Annotated in this window: 16 protein-coding genes, 3 pseudogenes and 1 riboswitch; of the genes and pseudogenes, 10 read left to right on the forward strand and 9 right to left on the reverse strand. The window is 39.9% G+C overall.

Features of this window, described 5'->3' with window-relative positions; translation table 11 throughout:
• Positions 1-297: 297 nt before the first annotated feature.
• Positions 298-798: pseudogene (locus tag ACTWQL_RS22060) on the reverse strand (DUF3891 family protein).
• Positions 799-827: 29 nt separating this feature from the next.
• Entirely contained in the window at positions 828-1,061 is a 234-nt protein-coding gene (locus tag ACTWQL_RS22065; protein ID WP_443144539.1) for a DUF3891 family protein, read from the reverse strand.
• Between the two features lie 216 nt (positions 1,062-1,277).
• Here ACTWQL_RS22065 and ACTWQL_RS22070 point away from each other — a divergent pair, with 216 nt between their 5' ends.
• The 3 genes from ACTWQL_RS22070 (at position 1,278) to ACTWQL_RS22080 (ending at position 2,875) form a co-directional block, all read left to right on the forward strand.
• Positions 1,278-1,529, forward strand: a complete 252-nt coding sequence (locus tag ACTWQL_RS22070; RefSeq protein ID WP_443144540.1) for a hypothetical protein — start codon at positions 1,278-1,280, stop codon at positions 1,527-1,529.
• Between the two features lie 567 nt (positions 1,530-2,096).
• A complete protein-coding gene (locus ACTWQL_RS22075; RefSeq protein ID WP_443144541.1) occupies positions 2,097-2,381 on the forward strand; it encodes a hypothetical protein in 285 nt (94 codons plus the stop codon).
• Positions 2,382-2,503: 122 nt separating this feature from the next.
• Entirely contained in the window at positions 2,504-2,875 is a 372-nt protein-coding gene (locus tag ACTWQL_RS22080) for a PaaI family thioesterase (RefSeq protein WP_443144542.1), read from the forward strand.
• A gap of 480 nt (positions 2,876-3,355) precedes the next feature.
• Here the strand turns inward: ACTWQL_RS22080 and ACTWQL_RS22085 are convergent.
• A pseudogene (locus tag ACTWQL_RS22085) lies at positions 3,356-4,521 on the reverse strand (oxalate decarboxylase family bicupin).
• A 1,506-nt stretch (positions 4,522-6,027) separates the two neighbouring features.
• Here ACTWQL_RS22085 and ACTWQL_RS22090 point away from each other — a divergent pair.
• The 3 genes from ACTWQL_RS22090 (at position 6,028) to ACTWQL_RS22100 (ending at position 9,001) form a co-directional block, all read left to right on the forward strand.
• Positions 6,028-6,672, forward strand: coding sequence for a LytTR family DNA-binding domain-containing protein (locus ACTWQL_RS22090; RefSeq protein ID WP_443144543.1), 645 nt, complete (start codon positions 6,028-6,030; stop codon positions 6,670-6,672).
• Positions 6,673-6,835: 163 nt separating this feature from the next.
• On the forward strand, positions 6,836-8,347 hold the full coding sequence (locus ACTWQL_RS22095) for an acetyl-CoA hydrolase/transferase family protein (RefSeq protein ID WP_443144544.1): 1,512 nt from the start codon (positions 6,836-6,838) through the stop codon (positions 8,345-8,347).
• A 141-nt stretch (positions 8,348-8,488) separates the two neighbouring features.
• Positions 8,489-9,001, forward strand: coding sequence for a YbaK/EbsC family protein (locus tag ACTWQL_RS22100; protein WP_443144545.1), 513 nt, complete (start codon positions 8,489-8,491; stop codon positions 8,999-9,001).
• Positions 9,002-9,067: 66 nt separating this feature from the next.
• Here ACTWQL_RS22100 and ACTWQL_RS22105 read toward each other — a convergent pair whose 3' ends face one another.
• A complete protein-coding gene (locus tag ACTWQL_RS22105; RefSeq protein WP_443144546.1) occupies positions 9,068-9,529 on the reverse strand; it encodes an OsmC family protein in 462 nt (153 codons plus the stop codon).
• Positions 9,530-9,615: 86 nt separating this feature from the next.
• A riboswitch (SAM riboswitch) is annotated at positions 9,616-9,726 on the reverse strand.
• A 310-nt stretch (positions 9,727-10,036) separates the two neighbouring features.
• Positions 10,037-10,243 carry a hypothetical protein gene (locus ACTWQL_RS22110; protein ID WP_443144547.1) on the reverse strand — a complete coding sequence of 69 codons (207 nt, stop codon included), beginning with the start codon at positions 10,241-10,243 and terminating at the stop codon, positions 10,037-10,039.
• Between the two features lie 155 nt (positions 10,244-10,398).
• Between ACTWQL_RS22110 and ilvD the strand changes: the two genes are divergently transcribed.
• Positions 10,399-12,093: a dihydroxy-acid dehydratase gene (gene ilvD, locus ACTWQL_RS22115; RefSeq protein ID WP_443144548.1), complete on the forward strand. Its 1,695-nt coding sequence runs from the start codon at positions 10,399-10,401 to the stop codon at positions 12,091-12,093.
• Between the two features lie 61 nt (positions 12,094-12,154).
• Positions 12,155-12,292, forward strand: a complete 138-nt coding sequence (locus tag ACTWQL_RS22120; RefSeq protein WP_443144549.1) for a JAB domain-containing protein — start codon at positions 12,155-12,157, stop codon at positions 12,290-12,292.
• A gap of 49 nt (positions 12,293-12,341) precedes the next feature.
• Here the strand turns inward: ACTWQL_RS22120 and ACTWQL_RS22125 are convergent, their stop codons facing one another.
• Positions 12,342-12,536: a hypothetical protein gene (locus ACTWQL_RS22125; protein WP_443144550.1), complete on the reverse strand. Its 195-nt coding sequence runs from the start codon at positions 12,534-12,536 to the stop codon at positions 12,342-12,344.
• Between the two features lie 210 nt (positions 12,537-12,746).
• Here ACTWQL_RS22125 and ACTWQL_RS22130 point away from each other — a divergent pair, with 210 nt between their 5' ends.
• Positions 12,747-13,022, forward strand: a complete 276-nt coding sequence (locus tag ACTWQL_RS22130; protein WP_443144551.1) for a hypothetical protein — start codon at positions 12,747-12,749, stop codon at positions 13,020-13,022.
• A gap of 145 nt (positions 13,023-13,167) precedes the next feature.
• Here ACTWQL_RS22130 and ACTWQL_RS22135 read toward each other — a convergent pair whose 3' ends face one another.
• A complete protein-coding gene (locus tag ACTWQL_RS22135; protein WP_443144552.1) occupies positions 13,168-14,367 on the reverse strand; it encodes an IS4 family transposase in 1,200 nt (399 codons plus the stop codon).
• A 1,063-nt stretch (positions 14,368-15,430) separates the two neighbouring features.
• On the opposite strand from ACTWQL_RS22135, the pseudogene ACTWQL_RS22140 reads away from it, so the two are divergent.
• Positions 15,431-15,718: pseudogene (locus tag ACTWQL_RS22140) on the forward strand (transposase); the annotation flags it as partial.
• A gap of 213 nt (positions 15,719-15,931) precedes the next feature.
• On the opposite strand, the gene ACTWQL_RS22145 reads toward ACTWQL_RS22140, so the two are convergent.
• Positions 15,932-17,869: a HAMP domain-containing sensor histidine kinase gene (locus ACTWQL_RS22145; RefSeq protein WP_443144553.1), complete on the reverse strand. Its 1,938-nt coding sequence runs from the start codon at positions 17,867-17,869 to the stop codon at positions 15,932-15,934.
• Positions 17,866-18,543, reverse strand: a complete 678-nt coding sequence (locus ACTWQL_RS22150; protein ID WP_443144554.1) for a response regulator transcription factor — start codon at positions 18,541-18,543, stop codon at positions 17,866-17,868. Before ACTWQL_RS22150 ends, ACTWQL_RS22145 begins: the two co-directional genes overlap by 4 nt.
• Between the last annotated feature and the right edge of the window lie 145 nt (positions 18,544-18,688).

Here is an 18,688-nt window from a genome sequence, read left to right on the forward strand (position 1 = left end):
GCTAATAGTAGGTTCCATTCTTTGATCATTTATATCCCCTGTTATAATTTAACTTTGTCGAATAACCATGAAGTCTTACTCTAAAAAGTTATCTAAATTGCAATACAGTATTCGAAGCATAAAAAAGAACCTTGACGATACTTACTAACTTTCATCAAAATCCTTCATTCTTTTATACAACTGCATAACCATGTTGTCTTTATTTTATTGCTTCAAAATAGGACTCACTATGGTCGGATATAACGGATTTAGTTAACGTGTGATTTTCTTTGTCATGTCTCGATGGTGATGACAGGTCTATATCAAAGTAAATGTTCTTTCTTTCCATTCCGTATCCCTATAGGCTTTCGCTATCCCCCAATGACGGATATCTGCTTTCTTTACATCCTTTACTTTAATGGATACAACTGCCGTAGAAGCTAAAGGAAATGGACTCAGAGATACCTGCTTCGAGTCGATCCACTCTGCCGTGATATTTTGTTCGTCTGTAAATGGAAAGATTTGACGAAATCCGTCTTTAAACCAAGGAAATTCTTCCAACTTGGGGGTTCCGGGTTCTTGTATACACAAATATAAAGAGAGATCATCACAAAATTGGACCATCAGAAAGTGATTTTTTAATAGATCTTTATTATGCGCTCCAATGAGGTTCAATTGTTCCCTCAAACGGTGCTACCTGGCTTTTTCCTGTCTAGAGAATTCAATGGCAGCAGGCTCCTTGTCCACAATCAAAAAGGAATGGTAGTGGAGGCTGCACAGCAATCCGGCGTACGAGGACTGTCTTTCTACTTCAGCGATTCTTTTTTATAAAATGTAAGCTTAGGGATTCAGAGGAAAATCGATGAAGGAATAAGGCTTATTGGCCCTATCATCCAAAAAGGAGTTGCATCCAGATCGATCCAGCCACGGTCATGTTGTGCGATCGCAAAAATCACCTCACTCCATCTTTCAGTTCCTTTGATATAAGCAGAATTCCAATGTCGGGCTATATCACCCGAAAGCAGGCCGTGATGATGCTGCGGAATCATTACCCAATCCACTTCTCGCTCATAGATGACCAAGCTATCACCCCTAGTCTACGGTTTTTGTTTTGTTACCTCTACTATTTTTCATATATTTACAGTAAGGTTTACGAATGAATAGACAGCATAATGATCGATCTTTTGCTTTATGGTTTCCGAAAGATTACCCCGAATTTATAATGGCCGTTTGCAAAAAGGGACAAACTATAAATAAACCTCATAATCCGAGTTGTTATTATCTAAGGTGGTGTAAAAATGAAGTGGGTCATCAAATCAAAGCATTTGAATGAGGAAGAAAAGATTATTGGATTAGAATTGGAGGATGAAGATGGCACATTCGATGCCAATGTCAGATGGGACGGATCTATGGAAATACACATACATTCAATAACGGAAGAAGATAACGTGATGGTTGATACAATACATACGTATGATATTGATGGACTTATAACAAAGTTGCAAGGATTAAAAGAAGTATGCCTGGATTATCTTGATGATTGGGAATAAGAGCGAATGGGTAGAAAATAAAATAAACAGATCATACGAAAAATCATATGTAGTACTTAAGATCAATTGGTCATACTAAATCAAAATACCTGTAAAAGAAGGAGATTACATGAGACATAAAAAAATAAAAAAATTAATCGATTAGATAAAGAAGATGATACATACGGCATATTCAAACAAGAAATGGAAGTGGATACAGATGTTAATGAAGACCCAAATCGGGAAAGATTATTGGATGAATCAATCGATTCTTTTCTAGAAGCGAAAGAAGAACAGTAATTGTCATCGCCATTAATTGTAAATGGCCATATAGAATTCCTTAAACAAGAAATTGTTCTAATCTAGAGCGATTCTTGTTTTTTATTTTCATCCTTTTTTTCTTTAACTTGTGGTATAAGGAGTTTCGCATCAAAATTTCAGTCATTCAACCGTAAGTTTTGGGTCATTCTCATCACGATTAAAATCTAACTTTCTTTGTAATTCCGAAATAAATTCGTATCCAAAATAAACACTAAATCCAATCAATAAAATACCATCAATGATAGAAATCCATAACAAGCAGAAGAAATGGCGCTAAGCCAGGACCTGTGGCTGTTAGCTGTCGAGAAGGGGAGGGATACCCCCATTCCCTCTAAGCAAGAGTCAAAGAATATATCATTATCAAAAGAAGACCGGGAAAAAGTAATAGAAAATCGGAATCGAATGGTAATCGGAACTTCTGAAAAGGTAAGAGAGGAAATCCTTCGATTAAGTGAATTGTATCAAACGGACGAATTCATGATCCTGACCAATATCTATGATTTTCAAGATAAGATTCAATCTTACTCCTTACTGGCGGAAGCGATTCTCTAAGACTTAAAAAGTTTATCTTCTATTCTTTTCCTTTCAAAAACGTTGAATCCATTTTAAAAGACTTTATGCTATGCTATATGAAAGTATTAAAATCAAACGCCTAGTTAATTGGAGTGAGGACAGTGTTTATCCAACAACCATTTGACGAATTCTTAGGTCTTAAATACGAAAGAATTGACGAAAAGAGTGTTAAAGTGGTTTTACCAATTAAAGAACTATATTTAAATAGCGTAGGAGTGGTACATGGGGGGATCATATCATCACTCGCTGATGTAGCGATGTGCAATACAATTGAGGCTGATGAAAACAATATACAAAAAGTAGTGACAGTGGACCTTAATGTCACCTTTTTAAAAGGCGCAAAAGGGGATTGTTTACTCGCGCATGCACATGTATTCAAGAAAGGGAAAAACCTTACGCATGCCGATTGTTTAATTTATGATGATGAGCATCATATGATTGCAAAAGCTAGGGGTGTTTTTTTTAATTCCTAAAACATAGAGCAGGGTATTTATCAAGAAACAATTGATGACATTACATATCCAAATGTAAATTTGCAATATTCTCTCTAGATGAAAATGATCAAGTTGAAATACCAACATCCAAGATAATAGTGAGGAAAATGCAATTAAATTAAAGCCGACTAAAACACAAGGATATAATGAAATTGTTGATAATTGGTCATATGTGACCGTCAAGAAAATGATACAGTTTTTGCTCATTTAAAGTGACACGCATAAATGGAAATAAGATTAAAAACAATGTCATTTACCATGGAGCCTCTACGAACCATTATTCTCTTATTAAACAAAGCCAAACTGTTATGGTAATTTAAAAATGCTATTTATGGCAGTATGTTTTATTTATGTAAAAAGAGCCGAAATATACAAGGGTATATAAAAACTTGCATAATTTAGGCTTTTTTTATGTTTATTAATTGTTTCAGTAAAGCAACCCTATAGTGTAACAACACCCTAGGAAAATCCCGGATATTTTACTACTTGAACTTTTTCTTTTCGTAGTGCGTTCATCAGCTCCGGCCCTACATTTAAGTTCTGCTGTACCAACTCATGAGGTGTAAGCGCCATCCATTGATTTAGCGAGACGTCAGCATAGCGATCAGTTCTGAAAATCGCCAGATACCATAGAGATGTATTACCGGTGTTCTGGATGTAATGTCCCCAAGGTTTTGGTGCATATCCAACATCACCTGCACGGTAATCGAAAGTTCGAGCCTGACCATTGGCCGCGTATACCGTCATTCGAGCGGTCCCTGTCAGGTAATACTGCCACTCATCTGCAAAGTGCCAATGCATTCCCCTCATTGCGCCCGGCTTGACTTCTACCAAAGCTGCGGCAGTTGTAACCGAAACGGGAAAGTTGCTGGAATCAACTATGCGCACAGAACCGCCCGGAAAAACCATCGGCTCCTGCGCAAGCAGCCGATGTGTGAAACTCTTTGGTACACTACCATAGGGATCTGGTACTTGTTGGCTCTCAAGTGAGCCGGGAACCTTTCCCTGAAAAATGTATACCTGTTGTTTCGGGATATGGGCAAAGGCACTTTTCGGTACACCGAAATTAGCCGACAGTACATTTTTTGGTGTATGTGCGAAGTAATCGGAGATAGAAAAAGTATCGAGATCAGAGAAACTGCCGTCATCAAAGACGAGCAAAAACTCGCAACCTCCCTCAAGTCCTTGAATCGAGTGCGGAACCCCGGGGGGAAATACCATAAATCCCCTTGGCCGACATCGGCGATAAAGTTCCTTCCGTCCTGATCGACTGCAGTGATACGGGCCTTTCCCAAAATCATGTAAGCCCATTCAGATTCCTTATGCCAATGTAACTCACGAACTCCACCCGGTGTTAGAGCCATATTGACTCCCGCAAGTGTCGTTGCAATTGGCAATTCTCTGGTCGTCACTTGTCTTGACCATCCGCCATGCTTTAACGTCATTGGAGCATGGGAAAATGAAAACTTTAAGTTTGGGATCGTTTCTGCATCGGTAACCGGCGAAACCAGCAAGTCAGGGTTCTGAAGGTCTAGCATGACGTTCCGCGGTCCAATATCGACAAAACCGGCACCATCCTGCCTTATTGGCTGCGGTATATTTCCATTACGTGTTTCTTTTTCCAAAAATAAACTCCTCCCCACACCCTATACATTTCGTAATAGATGGTAAATGTGATTAATATAAGTTATGAATAAAAAAATGATTTGAAAAATTGTCCTCTTAATAATGCCTAGTTAGTGCAGTAAGCATTACTTCACAAATTTGTATAAATATTAGCCTATATACATTCTTTCATGAGTATTGAGTCATATAGATTAATAAAATACTGCAAAGGCATACGTAAAATTAATTGCTAGAAACAGCGAAACAATGGTCTGCATGATTGACTAAGGCTATCTCACTCGCTCGTCCATGTGAAAATGCCCGTCTCTAACTGGAAGAGTCCCAATTTATCAAACAAAAACTGTGTCATCTCTTTCAAGCGGTCACAATAAATCGAAAATATAATCATTGAGAGGTGATTTGTTTGATTAAATTAAAAGAAATTGAAATGATGAAAGTTGCTTACCAGCAATTATATGAGATCGAAAACGCATTACGAAATTAAATATCAAAACGCATGATTCAACACTATGGTCCATTCTGGTCTACAAAGCTCCCAAACTTCTTCAAAGAAAACCTCCGAGAGCACCGATTGAAAATCTATAACTCCATGAGTTGGAACGCTCTTTTCTCCGTCTATCCACCATTTGAGGATCTGACCCCCACATTCTTTTCGCACCTACATAACTTATATCCCATTCGAAATCGAATTGCTCATAGTCACCCTATAACAGGAGATCAGGCCGATTCTTTGTCTAATGTCATTACTATTTAACAGGATACATGTCTTAATTTTTTATAACCGTTTATGATTTCGAATCCACTTAAAAATCGATTCCTCTTTTCCTACCAATGAAGAGGAAAACACTTCACATGTTGAATACAAGCGAACAAATCCACAATGTTCGTAGCGTTCACAAGCATGTGGCCTGAATGTTTTTACGTGCATTTCGAATATCCTGGATCGAAATCATTTCATTTGCTCCTTTTTAAAAGGCTTGGTTAAACAGTTATGTTGATATTTGCAGGAAATTTTCTAATTCGAGACACTCCAGCGAGAAAAGCGATCGAGGAGGCTTTCGGAATTAGGCTAAGTCTGTAAAAAGTTTGGGTGCAGAGGAGGGTGTCTAGCTCCATCGCCCAACCACTTGGATCACTTCAGACCTCCTGCGGCGGTCGACACATTGATTTAGTTCGGAGTGTTTACCCACGGCAGAACCGAACTTTGTTTGGTTCGAGCCTCCTCGTCAGTCTTCCAGTGACCTACGTGACTAAGCGGGTTGCGTCCGCTTTCTTTAGCCCGCAGAAGGAGTGAATTTTGCATATATCACCAATGAACATTAAGAGAGACTTTTTTAAAAAGTACATGCATTTCTTTTTCTAGAAAAGAAGGATTATTCCTTTGTGGACGGAAGAAACGGGAAATAAGAAGCCTCATGATGAACCGAGGTACTCTGTAGCCATAGAAAACATTATAGATAAGGGATAAAATAAGGTGAGAATAGATTTGCTAAGGATGTGTCAAGATGGAAAGCATAACTGTCGTTTCTCTTTTAGATGTGATCGGGGAATTGTTTTCTGATGAAATCTCAATCGCTGTATCGAATACAGAGGAATATATTTATTATCGGCCTAGTAAGCGGATTGATTTGAAGATCAAGCCAGGAGATCCTGTAAAAAACGGTACGATTGCTCATAAAGCTTTGGTAACAAAACAAAAAGTCTCTGAATTCATTGATCGGGATATATTCGGTGTTCCATATCACGGCATGGCTGTTCCATTTCTCCATGAAGGTCAGCTGGAAGGATGTGTCACCGCAATTTTTCCTGCATTGACCGAGGGGAAATCTGTCGTGACCGTCAAATCTCCTGATGGATGGATTCCGATTCCATTTTCACAAGTGATGTATCTTGAGGCAAAGGAAAAGAAGACTTATGTGTATACTGAAGGGTTTTCAGGTACTCATAAGTATTCGTTGCAAGAATTCGAATACTTATTGCCGAAGGAATCATTCATACGTTGCCATCGTTCCTTTATTGTGAATGTCAATCATATCAGGGAGATTTACCCGGATACCCATTCTACGTTCATGCTTTCGATGAAGAATGGTGCCCAGGTTTCCGTGAGCCAAACCTATTCCAGCTATTTTCGTAAATTGCTCGGGTTTTAAGCGAAGACGAAAAAGCTAAGGGTGGTTCCTTACGATTCTGTTTCAGTCTCACAATCCGGTCGTTCATCCGAAGTTCTTGTATCTTATTCTAAAAAAGCCAATCCCACCCCCGATCAACGTTAGAATTATTGTAATATTCATTATTTTGAGAGGGATGGGATTTATGGAGAATAAACTTGATTGCATTAGAGACACATGTCTCCGAGACCGTGTGATAACACCAAAAACAGCAGCATCCTGGATTGAAGATGGAATGACTTTAGGATTAAGTGGCTTTACACGTGCAGGTGATGTGAAAGCGGTTCCATTCGCCTTGGTCGACCGTGCCGAAAAAGAGTCGTTTAAAGTGAACGTGTATACTGGAGCCTCATTAGGTTCAGATGTTGATAAATTGTTTGCTGAAGCTGGAATCCTTGGTAAGAGACTTCCTTTCCAGGCCGATCCGACTATGCGAAAAGGGATCAACCATGGTGACTTCTTATTTGTAGACCAGCATTTGTCCCATACGGCTGAACTGCTGCGAGCAAACGTAATGGAGGTAGACATCGCAATTTTGGAAGCGGTTGCAATTACGGAAGACGGCATGATCATTCCAACCACCTCTATCGGTAACTCGTTGAACTTTGCCCAGCACGCTAAATCGATCATCATCGAAATCAATCTGTCCCAGTCTGCAGAGCTGGAAGGATTGCATGATTTATATTCGCCAGGAAAACAAGGGGAGAGGGATCCGATTCCATTGAGAAAACCTGATGACCGAATTGGTGACGTTGGAATAAAGGTGGATCCAGATAAGATAAAAGGAATTGTTTTTACGGATCAACAGGATTCGCCTTCGACGATCGTACCTCCAGATGAGGAAACAGTGATCATGGCTCATCATTTGATGGATTTCCTGCGGAAGGAAGTGCAAGCAGGAAGGTTGACTGAACGTCTTGCGCCACTGCAGTCAGGAATCGGTTCAGTCGCAAATGCTGTCCTTCATGGAATGCTCGATTCTGAATTCGAGGATTTGGAAGTCTATTCGGAGGTATTGCAGGATGCGGTATTCGACCTGATGGATGCAGGAAAAGTACGCTTTGCCTCCTGCTGCTCGATTACACTTTCGGATGCGAAAATGAAACAGGTATTTTCAGATTTTGATAAATATAGGGACCTATTGATCATGAGACCTCAGGAAATTTCCAACCATCCTGAAATCATTCGCCGTCTTGGATTGATTTCGATCAATACAGCATTGGAATTAGATATCTATGGCAATGTCAATTCGACTCACGTACTCGGTACGAAAATGATGAACGGAATTGGCGGCTCCGGTGATTTTGCGAGGAATGCCCGTCTCGCGATCTTTGTGACAAAGTCTATAGCGAAAGACGGCAAAATTTCAAGCATTGTCCCGTTCGTCTCACATGTCGACCACACTGAACATGATGTCGACGTTATCGTCACTGAGCAAGGTTATGCCGACCTGCGCGGGTTAGCACCAAGAGAGCGTGTAGAGCTGATCATCGAGCGTTGTGCTCATCCTATATACCGCGACCAGCTTCGTGAGTATTATCAGGAAGCGTTGACAAGAGGTGGACAAACCCCGCATGTCTTAGAAAAAGCACTATCCTGGCATACGAACCTTGCCGAGAATGGTACAATGCTTAGGACTGTAATGGAGACGGTTTAAAGGCAAACAAAAGATACCGGGTATTTCCTGAAAGAGGGGGTATCCGGTTTTATTCATCAGAGGTGATGATACAAGATCATTGCTCTGCTGTGTTAAAGGATGGTATCATCTAACGTAATATCGGAAGGAGGATGCATACATATGTCATTGGAAAGTGTAAAAGCCCATTTTAAACAGTGGAACCGCGAAAATGACGTGATGGAGTTCGAAACATCGAGTGCTACGGTTGAAGAAGCGGCAGAAACAATCGGTGTCATGCCTGCGCAGATTGCAAAAACGCTGTCATTCAGGGGACCGGAAGACAAAGATATCCTGATTGTTGCGGCAGGAGATGCGAAGATCGATAACAAGAAGTTCCGCCAATTCACAGGGATCAAAGCACGCATGCTGAAGCCTGATGAAGTATTGGAGCAAACCGGCCATGTCGTCGGTGGTGTCTGTCCGTTCGGATTAGCGAATGAAATGGACGTCTATCTGGATATTTCGATGAAACGCTTCGAGAACCTTTTCCCTGCATGTGGAAGCACCAACTCTGCAATCAAATTGACGCCAGGGGAACTTTTCCACTATTCATCTGCCAAAGAGTGGGTTGATGTGTGTAAAGGGTGGGAGGAAGAATATGCTGACAAAATGGTTGTAGCCAATACGGACTGAGCTTCTGTAAAAGAATAGAAAGGACGCTATCTATGAGGAAGCGTCCTTTATTTATAGGGTTATATTCTAAGCCGAGACGGTTGCTTTTTTCACCCAATTTGATTCTAATGCAATACCTGCATCCTTCAAGAGATTATATACAGGACATCTTTTTTCGACTTTGGATTTAAGCTCATCCAATCGCTCTTCACTTTCGTCAGTTACGATCGTTACGTTGAACGTCACGGTTTGAAAGTGTGGAGAAACACCTTCAACGCCATTCAATCCTCGAAGATCCAAAGTACCCTCATTTTCAAACGTTGCATCCTCGTATTTGAAATCAAGCTCTTTGGCGATCAACGCGATGACCACCGACGTGCATCCAGATAAAGCGGCTAATACGTATTCAACCGGGTTTGCGCCCTGATCGGTACCGCCCAATGCCTCTGGCTCGTCTACAATAAATGCAAAATCCCTTGCCTGAACATTCGTCTTCATACCTTCCACCCATTTTCCTTTTGTTGCTACATTGATCAATTGTTGACTCATACAATCATGCCTCCTTAAAATTTTTGGTGAAAAATAAAAATCCTTTCTCCAAATAAGAGAAAGGATTCATCAATAAGAAAAAATCCTTCTCATCTTCGGAATGTGCAGCACATCCACACTGAAATTGGCACCTTACATGGACTCATGCGGTTGCCGAGGCTTCATCGGGTCAGTCCCTCAACCTCTCTGGATAAGAAGTTTCTTATAAACTTTTAAAATATTAGCACGATAATACCATACTACGTTAAATAGTTAAAGAGAAAGTTTTTAAGTTGATATGCATAAACGGATCAGAGGGCTACATTGAAAAATTGCTAGACTGGTAATCAATTTGAAAAAGTCGGTGCCACCTGTAAGAGGTAACCGACTTTTTCTAGTTGTGCCCGTTTATACGGGAGTATTGCGAAGATTTGGTGAAAGAAGAATATAAGGATTAGAATCTATCTTAACTTTCTAAAACAGTGCAGAATATCCCAGCTGAAAAGAATGTTTATTAATGAAAACTTCTTACCATTCGGTTGGGTCTGCAGCTAATACTTCAATTGTAATTCTTATTTTCTTTCCTTGAAATTCATTGAAAAAATCTTCCACCTTCCTTCCGTTAAAAACCTTCACAATTTTCACTGGCATGTTTCCATACTCACTAACATCATTGAAGTTATATCTGACTTCTGGTATTCCTTCTTCTACATAAACAGGGATAATTTTGACCAAAATCTATGTATTTCTGTCAAAAAACGAAGCGAATAAAAAAATTACTATGAATTTTTAAATAATATAATATAGAAATATTATTTTATTTCTGTATAATGTGGAGATAATTCATCTAAAACTTTCATTCAGCACAGTACGAGAGAGGAGTTTGACTAATGGCAGACAAAGATCTGAGAATACGCAGTAAAGACATCAGTGAAGGAGACAACCGCGCGCCGAACCGGGCGATGCTCAGAGCAGTAGGATTTGACGACGAGGACTTTCAAAAGCCGATGATCGGTGTTGCCAGTACGTGGAGCGAGGTTACACCCTGCAACGTACATATAGACAAACTCGCCATTGAAGCAAAACGCGGAGCCCGCGACGGTGGCGGAGCACCGATGATTTTTAACACCATCACCGTTGCTGACGGCATTTCCATGGGACACGAAGGCATGCGCTATTCCCTTCCGAGCCGGGAAGTAATCGCAGACTCCATTGAAACCGTAGTAGGAGCCGAGCGCCTTGACGGAGTTGTGGCTATTGGTGGCTGTGATAAAAATATGCCAGGCTGTATGATTGCCATCGGCCGCTTAAATTTACCCGCTGTATTTGTATACGGTGGTACAATTTCACCAGGTAGATCAAGAGAAGATAAAGACATCGACATCGTTTCTGTATTTGAAGCGGTCGGTAAACATAACGCAGGGTCCATGAATAAGGACGGACTCCACGACATCGAATGTCATGCCTGTCCGGGCGCCGGTTCATGCGGAGGCATGTACACAGCAAACACGATGGCGTCCGCTATTGAAGCCCTCGGAATGAGCCCGCCCGGCAGCGCGTCAAACCCGGCAGAGACCGGCAACAAGCAGGAAGACTGCTACAAAGCAGGCGACGCTGTTGTGGAACTTCTTCGTAAAGAAATCTATCCGCGGGACATTATGACAAAAGAGGCATTTGAAAATGCCATTACGGTTGTTATGGCACTGGGTGGATCTACAAACGCCTTCCTTCATCTGCTGGCGATGGCTCACTCGGTTGATGTGGACCTCTCGTATGACGACTTCGAGCGTATCCGCGAGCGTGTACCGCACATTGCGGACCTGAAGCCGAGCGGAAAATACGTCATGGAAAATCTTCACCAGGTAGGCGGTGTTTCCGCTGTAATGAAGCTTCTTTTTGAGGAAGGGCTTTTGAGCGGTGACTGTCTCACGGTTACGGGTAAAACACTGGCAGAGAACCTGGCGGAAGTTCCTCCGCTGAACGAAGGCCAGGAAATCATCCGTCCTGTAAGCGAGGCGTTTAAGGAATGCGGTCCACTATATGTATTAAAAGGGAACCTGGCACCGGCTGGAGCTGTTGCCAAGATGAGCGGACTGAAAGTAAGCAAACTCACCGGTCCCGCCCGGGTATTTGATTCGGAAAAAGAGGCGACAAAAGCGGTATTGGCAAATCAGATCAATCCGGGGGACGTGCTGGTGATCCGCTACGCCGGTCCTAAAGGCGGTCCGGGAATGAGCGAGATGCTCTCCATCTCAGCAATCATCATCGGTAAAGGACTTGGAGAGAAAGTCGGCTTGTTAACTGACGGCCGTTTCTCAGGAGGAACCCATGGTCTTGTCGTTGGCCACGTAGCACCTGAAGCACAGGTGGGCGGTCCGATTGCTTTATTGAAAGAAGGCGACTTGGTAACCATCGACAGTGAAACACAGGAGCTGAACGTTGATGTGAGCGCAGAAGAAATGAGAGCCCGCCTCGCAGACTGGCAGGCACCGCCGCTACGCTACTCCCGTGGCGTGCTGAACAAATATGCAAGACTTGTATCCTGCGCCTCAAAAGGTGCGGTAACGGATCTGGGAGAAGAGTAGGTTTAAATGAGCGGGCGTCCCGTTGTTACGGGGCGTCCGGTTTTTTGTTGATGTTTAGGGCGTGAGCGGAGTCGATGAACAAAGAGACTGTCGAACGCGGGTTGAAGCAGGGCATATGATTGGAGTTGAGGTTCTGGATCATCTGATCGTCAATGCAGAAGCTGGATATACCAGCTTAAAAGAAAAAGGATATGTATAAAACTTTGGAAGGAGCTTAGCTCCTTCCCTTCTTACTTAAAAATTTCTTATCATTCGTTGGTTGTGTCTTCAGCTAATATTTCAATTGTAATTCTTATTTTCTTTCCTTGAAATTCATTAAAAAAATCTTCTGCTTTTCTTCCGTTAAATACCTTCACCATTTCTACTGGCATGTTCTCACCATCACCATTGAAAACATAACCAACCGCTGGTATTCCTTCTTCTACATAAATTTGTTCTTTCATTTCATTCATCATCTCCTTATGTTTGATTGATACCACTATATCGAGTATCGAGGAAAGAATATAATTGCGTTATTCTTAATAAGTACATGGTTTGAAAGTAGAAATCGATCACTTCTCTATAGGAAATGGATGTTTTCTCTACCGGTTTTAATTGGTTAAAAGGATTATGGTCTAATAAATCGAAAATATAATCATTGAGAGGTGATTTGTTTGATTGAACGAAAAGAAATTGAAATGATGAATGTTGCTTACCAGCAATTATATGAGATTGAAAACACATTACGGAAATTTATTTTAAAACGGATGAAGGAAGAGTATGGTCCATTCTGGTTTATCAAAGCCCCTAAACTTCTTCGAAGAAAACCTCCCAGAGCACCGATCGAAAATCTGTATCTCCATGAATTAGAACGCTCGTTTCTCCGTGTCTATCCCATTAACTTTGCGAAGAACTACCTGTTTTTAACTAATTTAGAGCTCGTCGCCTAAAACTCACTAAGCTTAGTTGAAAATGTATAAATGGATATAGAACATTTTTACCTTTATACAATATTTAACCAAATACTTTTTGCTGGCAATGAAAAATGAGGAACACAGTCTTAAATGTAGACGTGTTACCATTTTTATCCACCGTTTATATGTTAATGATCTTTACCGACTTATACTTCTTTGGATACTTTCTGGGTCGTCCTGGTTTCCCTTTCTTTCTGCGTCCGTTTGATGATCGAATAGGTTTTCGATTTAATACATCTATTAACTGATCCCATGGACCGAACCAATAATGGCGTAACAGTTTGAGTACTTCCCAAGTGGTTTTTGGGGTATCTAGAAGAAGCTTGATCCATTCACATATCGCATAGGCAATCATGATGAGATAGATTTGATTCCATACGGCTTCGGGTTTAGAATTGAACCACTTTACTACCTTCAAGTGCTGCTTGATCCATTTAAAGAAGAGCTCGATTCGCCAACGAAGACGATAAATTTCAGCGATGTCAGATGCATTTAAATCCCATCGATTCGTTACCACTCGATATTTTCTTTTTTTGTCATCGATATATTCAATAAGCCGGAGGATAAAAGTCTCGTCTTCAACAGGGTCTCTAACTTCAACATCGGCATCCGTTAAGATAGCCCCTTCTTCAGTAACTTGTTTACTGAGTACAGTGAGCTTTGAATTTGCGTTTACACGGGCGACAAAGTTGATGTCATTTTTAGTCCACTGATTGTACAAATGATATTTGATATAGCCTCGGTCAAAGACATACGTGACATCTTTGTCGTCAACGAGATACTCCACAGCTTCTTTATCAGAAACAGCTGCCGTAGAGGGAATCACTTTATCAGCTAGGGAGGTATCCAAGTCCAATAATTTCAAACGTGTGTGAAGTTTCACACCGTTTTTATCTTTCGTGGAATAAGCCCATTTCGCTCTCCCTGGAAGGCTCACTTCCGTGGCATCGATGATGCCTAGGAGTCCAAAATCAGGGAACTCACATTTGGAGGCATGTTTGTTTCCAATCTGTTTGACGACTTCTGTATATAAGCTCTTCAAATAGTTCGTCGGTAACTTTTCGAGCTTTCGGTGAATGGTAGAAGGATGGACACAATCAAGAAGAAGGTATTCTTGAAAGTCCTTCCTTGCTCGCAGGTTTTCAGAAATATTTTCTAATGAATCTCGTTGTTGAAGCTGTGCTTCAATGAGAAGCACAATCGTTTGTCCTGACAGTAATTTCTTTGCACCATGATCATGGAAAGGACATCGATACTTTTCTACTTCCAATGTACTTAGACACTTCTGAAATACGGGATAATCTGATATAATGTTACCCACACTGTTTTCTCCTTTTGTATTGGTTTGGGTAACATGCCTACACCCATTACATTAGGAGATTTTTTTATGCCATTCAATCTAACTTTACTCACAATTTTGAACTAACTGGTGATTTGTGGAACCTATGTGCAAAGCTAGTGTGTCTATCCCCCATTTGAGGAACTAACCCCCACATTCTTTTCGCACTTACATGACTTATATCCCATTCGGAATCGAATTGCTCATAGTCACCCTATAACAGAAGATCAGGCCGATTCTCTGTCTCAATGTCACTCCTATCTAACAAAATACATATAACTTAATCTTTTTCTAAACAATAATGATTTCGAATCCATTTAAAAAGTCGATCCTCTATTCCTTTTAAAGATGCGGTGAACCTTTCACCTATTGTAAAAGAAAAGGGCGAAATTCAAGAAAATCGGATTGCGTCCATTGTTCAGAGAAAGGGGGGCTTTTCTGCAGCAAGGAAAGTCCTTTTGGAAAAGGCTAGATTGTGGGATGAATAACTATTGTTTTTTAAAAGTTAGATGAACCGTACCATAAATAATGGCAAAAAAAGTTGAAAATAAGGTGGGATTTTTTTACTTCAATGGCAATATCCCAGTGGATCCCTTAATCCTACACCTACAGTACCAAATATAAAACCTCTCACGAGTTCAAAGAACTTATGAGAGGTTTTAATTTTTCATTTCCGAGGTCAACCTACCTAGTTTAAGGTGTTTTCGATTGCTTGATTATACTTAATTATCATATACAAAAGCAAACAATGTTCAAAATTTGATATAATATATCAAAGCTTTTATGTTCAAAAAATGGAAAGAACTTTTCATGTAGTTTATTAAAAGGTTTTTGAGGTAGCTCATTTAATTAAATTAATAGGACAGTGAGATTGTAATTATAAAAATTGATATCACTGTTTATTTTTTTCCCCGCATCTAGTGTTTTGAGAACATCTTGATAAGATTTTACTACCTCATTAATCCCTAAATTAGGGTGCAAATCTCCAATTGCTACAAAAGCAGATAATTGGTGTTTATTTTCTAATTGTATATTTAGTTTTTTCCTGACATTTTTGGATTACCCAAAAGAAATTCAACGATATATTTATACGACAAACTTAATCGAGCGTACAAATAAGGAAGTATGGAAACGACTCAAAACGATGAACAGTCTCCCAAACCTTGAGGCAGCTGAAAAAATCATCTACCTGACAGCGAGTGAATATAACGATGAATGGGCTTCCAGGAAGTTGAATGGTTTTAATAACGTCCATGATCAAATTCAAAAGAAGTTTACCTTCCGTTACGGTTCTACCGATGCGCTGGAGATGTCAGAGGTTTCGAAAAAGTAAATTTCCTTGTCCCTCAGGAGGCACCCTGAGGGACAAGGCAGACTCAGTCAAAAATGAATAGATAACTTCAGGGGGTTCTCGGTTTACACATAATTAGTGACACAACCGGTTAAAATGAGGACAGCGAGAAAACTTATAGAAATATTTTACTTCCCCATCTTATATGACAAAAGAACAGACAATTTAGTTTCCATATATTGAATTTCAACAGATTTATTGATTTATAGAACTTCTCAATTGAGATTCATCTTTACGAAGGTAAAAGTAAAATTGAACATGATCACCTGTATTCCTTACACCATATTGAGCGCCATGTAAATCGAGAATATTTTTGACAATCGCAAGACCAAGACCCGTATTGCCGCTTTTCCGATTCCGCGATCTATCCAATCGATAGAAACGATCCCATATCCTGTCAAAATGTTCAAATGGTATAGCTCCTTCATTTTTCACTTCAAATTTGACAAATTGACCTTCCTTTTGAACCACAATGGACAATTCACCTTGGCAAGGAGAGTATAAAATAGCGTTTGTAACTAAATTTACAATCGCTTGCTGGATATACTTTTTTTCGCCGAGTACGTCGACATCCTCCAAGTCCATCATGACATTTAAATCTTTTTTATCGTTGGACAATTCCAAATCATGGACGATCTTCTTCACTAGTATGGAAAGTGAGAAAGTTTCTTGTGCCATTTCATAAGTACCGGATTCCATTTTGGCAAGCTCAAGCATATCGACGATCAATGTATTCATTTTGTCGATTTCTTTATCCATCGCTTGATAATAAAGGTCTTTTTTATGAGTGGCTACTCCGCTATGAACCGCTGCTAAACACCCTTTCAATACACTTAAAGGCGTTTTCAGTTCATGGGAAACATTCGAAACGAATTCTTTCCTTATTTTTTCGAGCTTTTTTTCTTTTTCAATATCTTTCTTCAGCTTTTCATTGGCGAGATAAAGTTGACTCATACGTTCTTGTAAATTGGCTGAAAGAGAATTGATACTGTTAGACAAGCTTCCGATTTCATCTCTAGTTGTCACTGGGATTTTTTCAGAAAAATTGAACTTCGCCATTTTTTCGGTGATTTTTTGCATACGGATCAAGGGCTTTGATATCAGCTTGGAATAATAGAAAGATACCAGCAAGATTAAAATAAAAAGGATCAAAGCTAATACCCAATAATAAGGGACCATCATTTCAATCAACTCATTGACCGGCTGCAGATAAGTCATGGCATAAATGTATTCTGTTGAATCATCATCTAGTATTTTTTTAACAAAAAACTTGTTTTTCCAACCTGATTCGATGTTTTCCTGTTCCCCAATCAGGTCTGGATAGCCACTTCTTTCCAACAGCTTTTGAGCCTGGAACTGATTGATGCGATTCATAAAGAGATCATTGTAATTCTCATAAATCGGATCGCCTGTTTCAGGAAAATTAAAATCCTTCACCTTTCCATTCAGTTCCAGGGTTTTCAATTGATCTACATCCATATGACGGAGAACCGCTGAATTCTGCCATCTGAAATCAGTATTATAAATGCCAAGAGGAATGAGCGTGTCCTCAAGATTGATGCAAGATATGCTGATGATGGAATTTGCTTGAAAGTCACGTTTAGAACCTGAATAGACGAACGGATTCTTCTTTTCAGTAGCCAGTATATTATTCAATGGAATTTTAAACGATTTCAATTCAACTTCAATCGGTTTCTCCAGAGGGGGGGGTTCTGGAAGAGCATTTTTCATTTCACCTGAATTGTCGCTTTCTGGCAGAGGAAAAACACTTGGAACTTGGCTTTTCTCATCACCACTTTCCGGAAAGGGAGAAATACTTGGAACAGGCATTTCGATTTCAATAAAATACTCTGATTCATTCTTAAGGTTCCCGTTTTCATCAAGAACCGCAATCCAAGTATTATTTTGTTCATAAAATTGGGTTTTCTCATTCTGGAAAGAAGTAAAATCATCCCCGCGTTTTTTGTAATCTTCGATAAAATGATCAAGGTTAGAGGCGACTTTCCTTTCTTTCTCATGAAGATAGTATTTTTCAATGAAGAAGGACTGGGCTCCTAAAAATATGGCGATGACCAATAAAAACATGCACAGTGTGATGATAAACAGTTTATGGGTGATTCTCAGCTTCTTCACTTGGACACCTCAAAAATGTATCCCGAACGAATAATAGTTTGGATATACTTTCCTTTATCACCGATTTTGTTTCGCAGGTTACTAATATGCGTGTTGATTGCTCTATCGTCACCAAAAAAATCATAATTCCATACATGGTCTGCAATCGCTTCACGTTTCATCACCCTCCCTCTATTCATCATCAAATAGGAGAGAATTTCGAATTCAGTATGTGTCAATCTGATTTCCTTTCCATCGACCTTTAATGTCCTTGACGAAAAATCGATTTCGATACCCTCTATTTCAAGGAGGCTCTCCTTTTTACTAGAGGACTTTCCTCTTTTCAATAACGCTTTCGCTCGTGCTACCAATATGGAAGGATTGAATGGTTTTGTTACATAGTCATCTGCACCGAGTTCGAATCCTAATAACGTATCTTCATCCTCATCTCGTGCAGTGACAATGATGACTGGTACATCAGAGTGCTTCCGAATACGTCTGCAAACAGACCACCCATCCGTCTCAGGCATCATAATATCAAGGATGACGATATCAACCTTATGATCACAGAAGCTTTGCAACCCTTCTTTTCCATCTTGGGCAGTCAACACAGAATACCCATCGTTTTCAAAGAAATCCTTAATGACTTCGGATAAAATCAACTCGTCTTCTATGAGGAGGACTGTTGGAGCCATGGCAAATTCTCCTTTGCATATTGTAATCTTGATTTTATCAAAAATGAATGAAGATGTTTTTATAAATGGAAAATCTTGATCTCATCTTTATCTCACATTGTCTTTATCTTTTGATCGATTTTCTATACTGAGAAAGAAAAAAGAT

The organism is Pseudalkalibacillus sp. R45 (genome assembly GCF_052246725.1).
Taxonomy (GTDB): domain Bacteria; phylum Bacillota; class Bacilli; order Bacillales; family Fictibacillaceae; genus Pseudalkalibacillus.

What these genes read in the sequence shown, in the direction of transcription:
- ACTWQL_RS22105 (WP_443144546.1), bottom strand. Translation starts at nt 9,529, where the DNA reads ATGAGTCAACAATTGATCAATGTAGCAACAAAAGGAAAATGGGTGGAA.
- ACTWQL_RS22125 (WP_443144550.1), bottom strand. Translation starts at nt 12,536, where the DNA reads ATGAAAGAACAAATTTATGTAGAAGAAGGAATACCAGCGGTTGGTTAT.
- ACTWQL_RS22075 (WP_443144541.1), top strand. Translation starts at nt 2,097, where the DNA reads ATGGCGCTAAGCCAGGACCTGTGGCTGTTAGCTGTCGAGAAGGGGAGG.
- ACTWQL_RS22070 (WP_443144540.1), top strand. Translation starts at nt 1,278, where the DNA reads ATGAAGTGGGTCATCAAATCAAAGCATTTGAATGAGGAAGAAAAGATT.
- ACTWQL_RS22100 (WP_443144545.1), top strand. Translation starts at nt 8,489, where the DNA reads ATGTCATTGGAAAGTGTAAAAGCCCATTTTAAACAGTGGAACCGCGAA.
- ACTWQL_RS22095 (WP_443144544.1), top strand. Translation starts at nt 6,836, where the DNA reads ATGGAGAATAAACTTGATTGCATTAGAGACACATGTCTCCGAGACCGT.
- ilvD (WP_443144548.1), top strand. Translation starts at nt 10,399, where the DNA reads ATGGCAGACAAAGATCTGAGAATACGCAGTAAAGACATCAGTGAAGGA.
- ACTWQL_RS22150 (WP_443144554.1), bottom strand. Translation starts at nt 18,543, where the DNA reads ATGGCTCCAACAGTCCTCCTCATAGAAGACGAGTTGATTTTATCCGAA.
- ACTWQL_RS22090 (WP_443144543.1), top strand. Translation starts at nt 6,028, where the DNA reads ATGGAAAGCATAACTGTCGTTTCTCTTTTAGATGTGATCGGGGAATTG.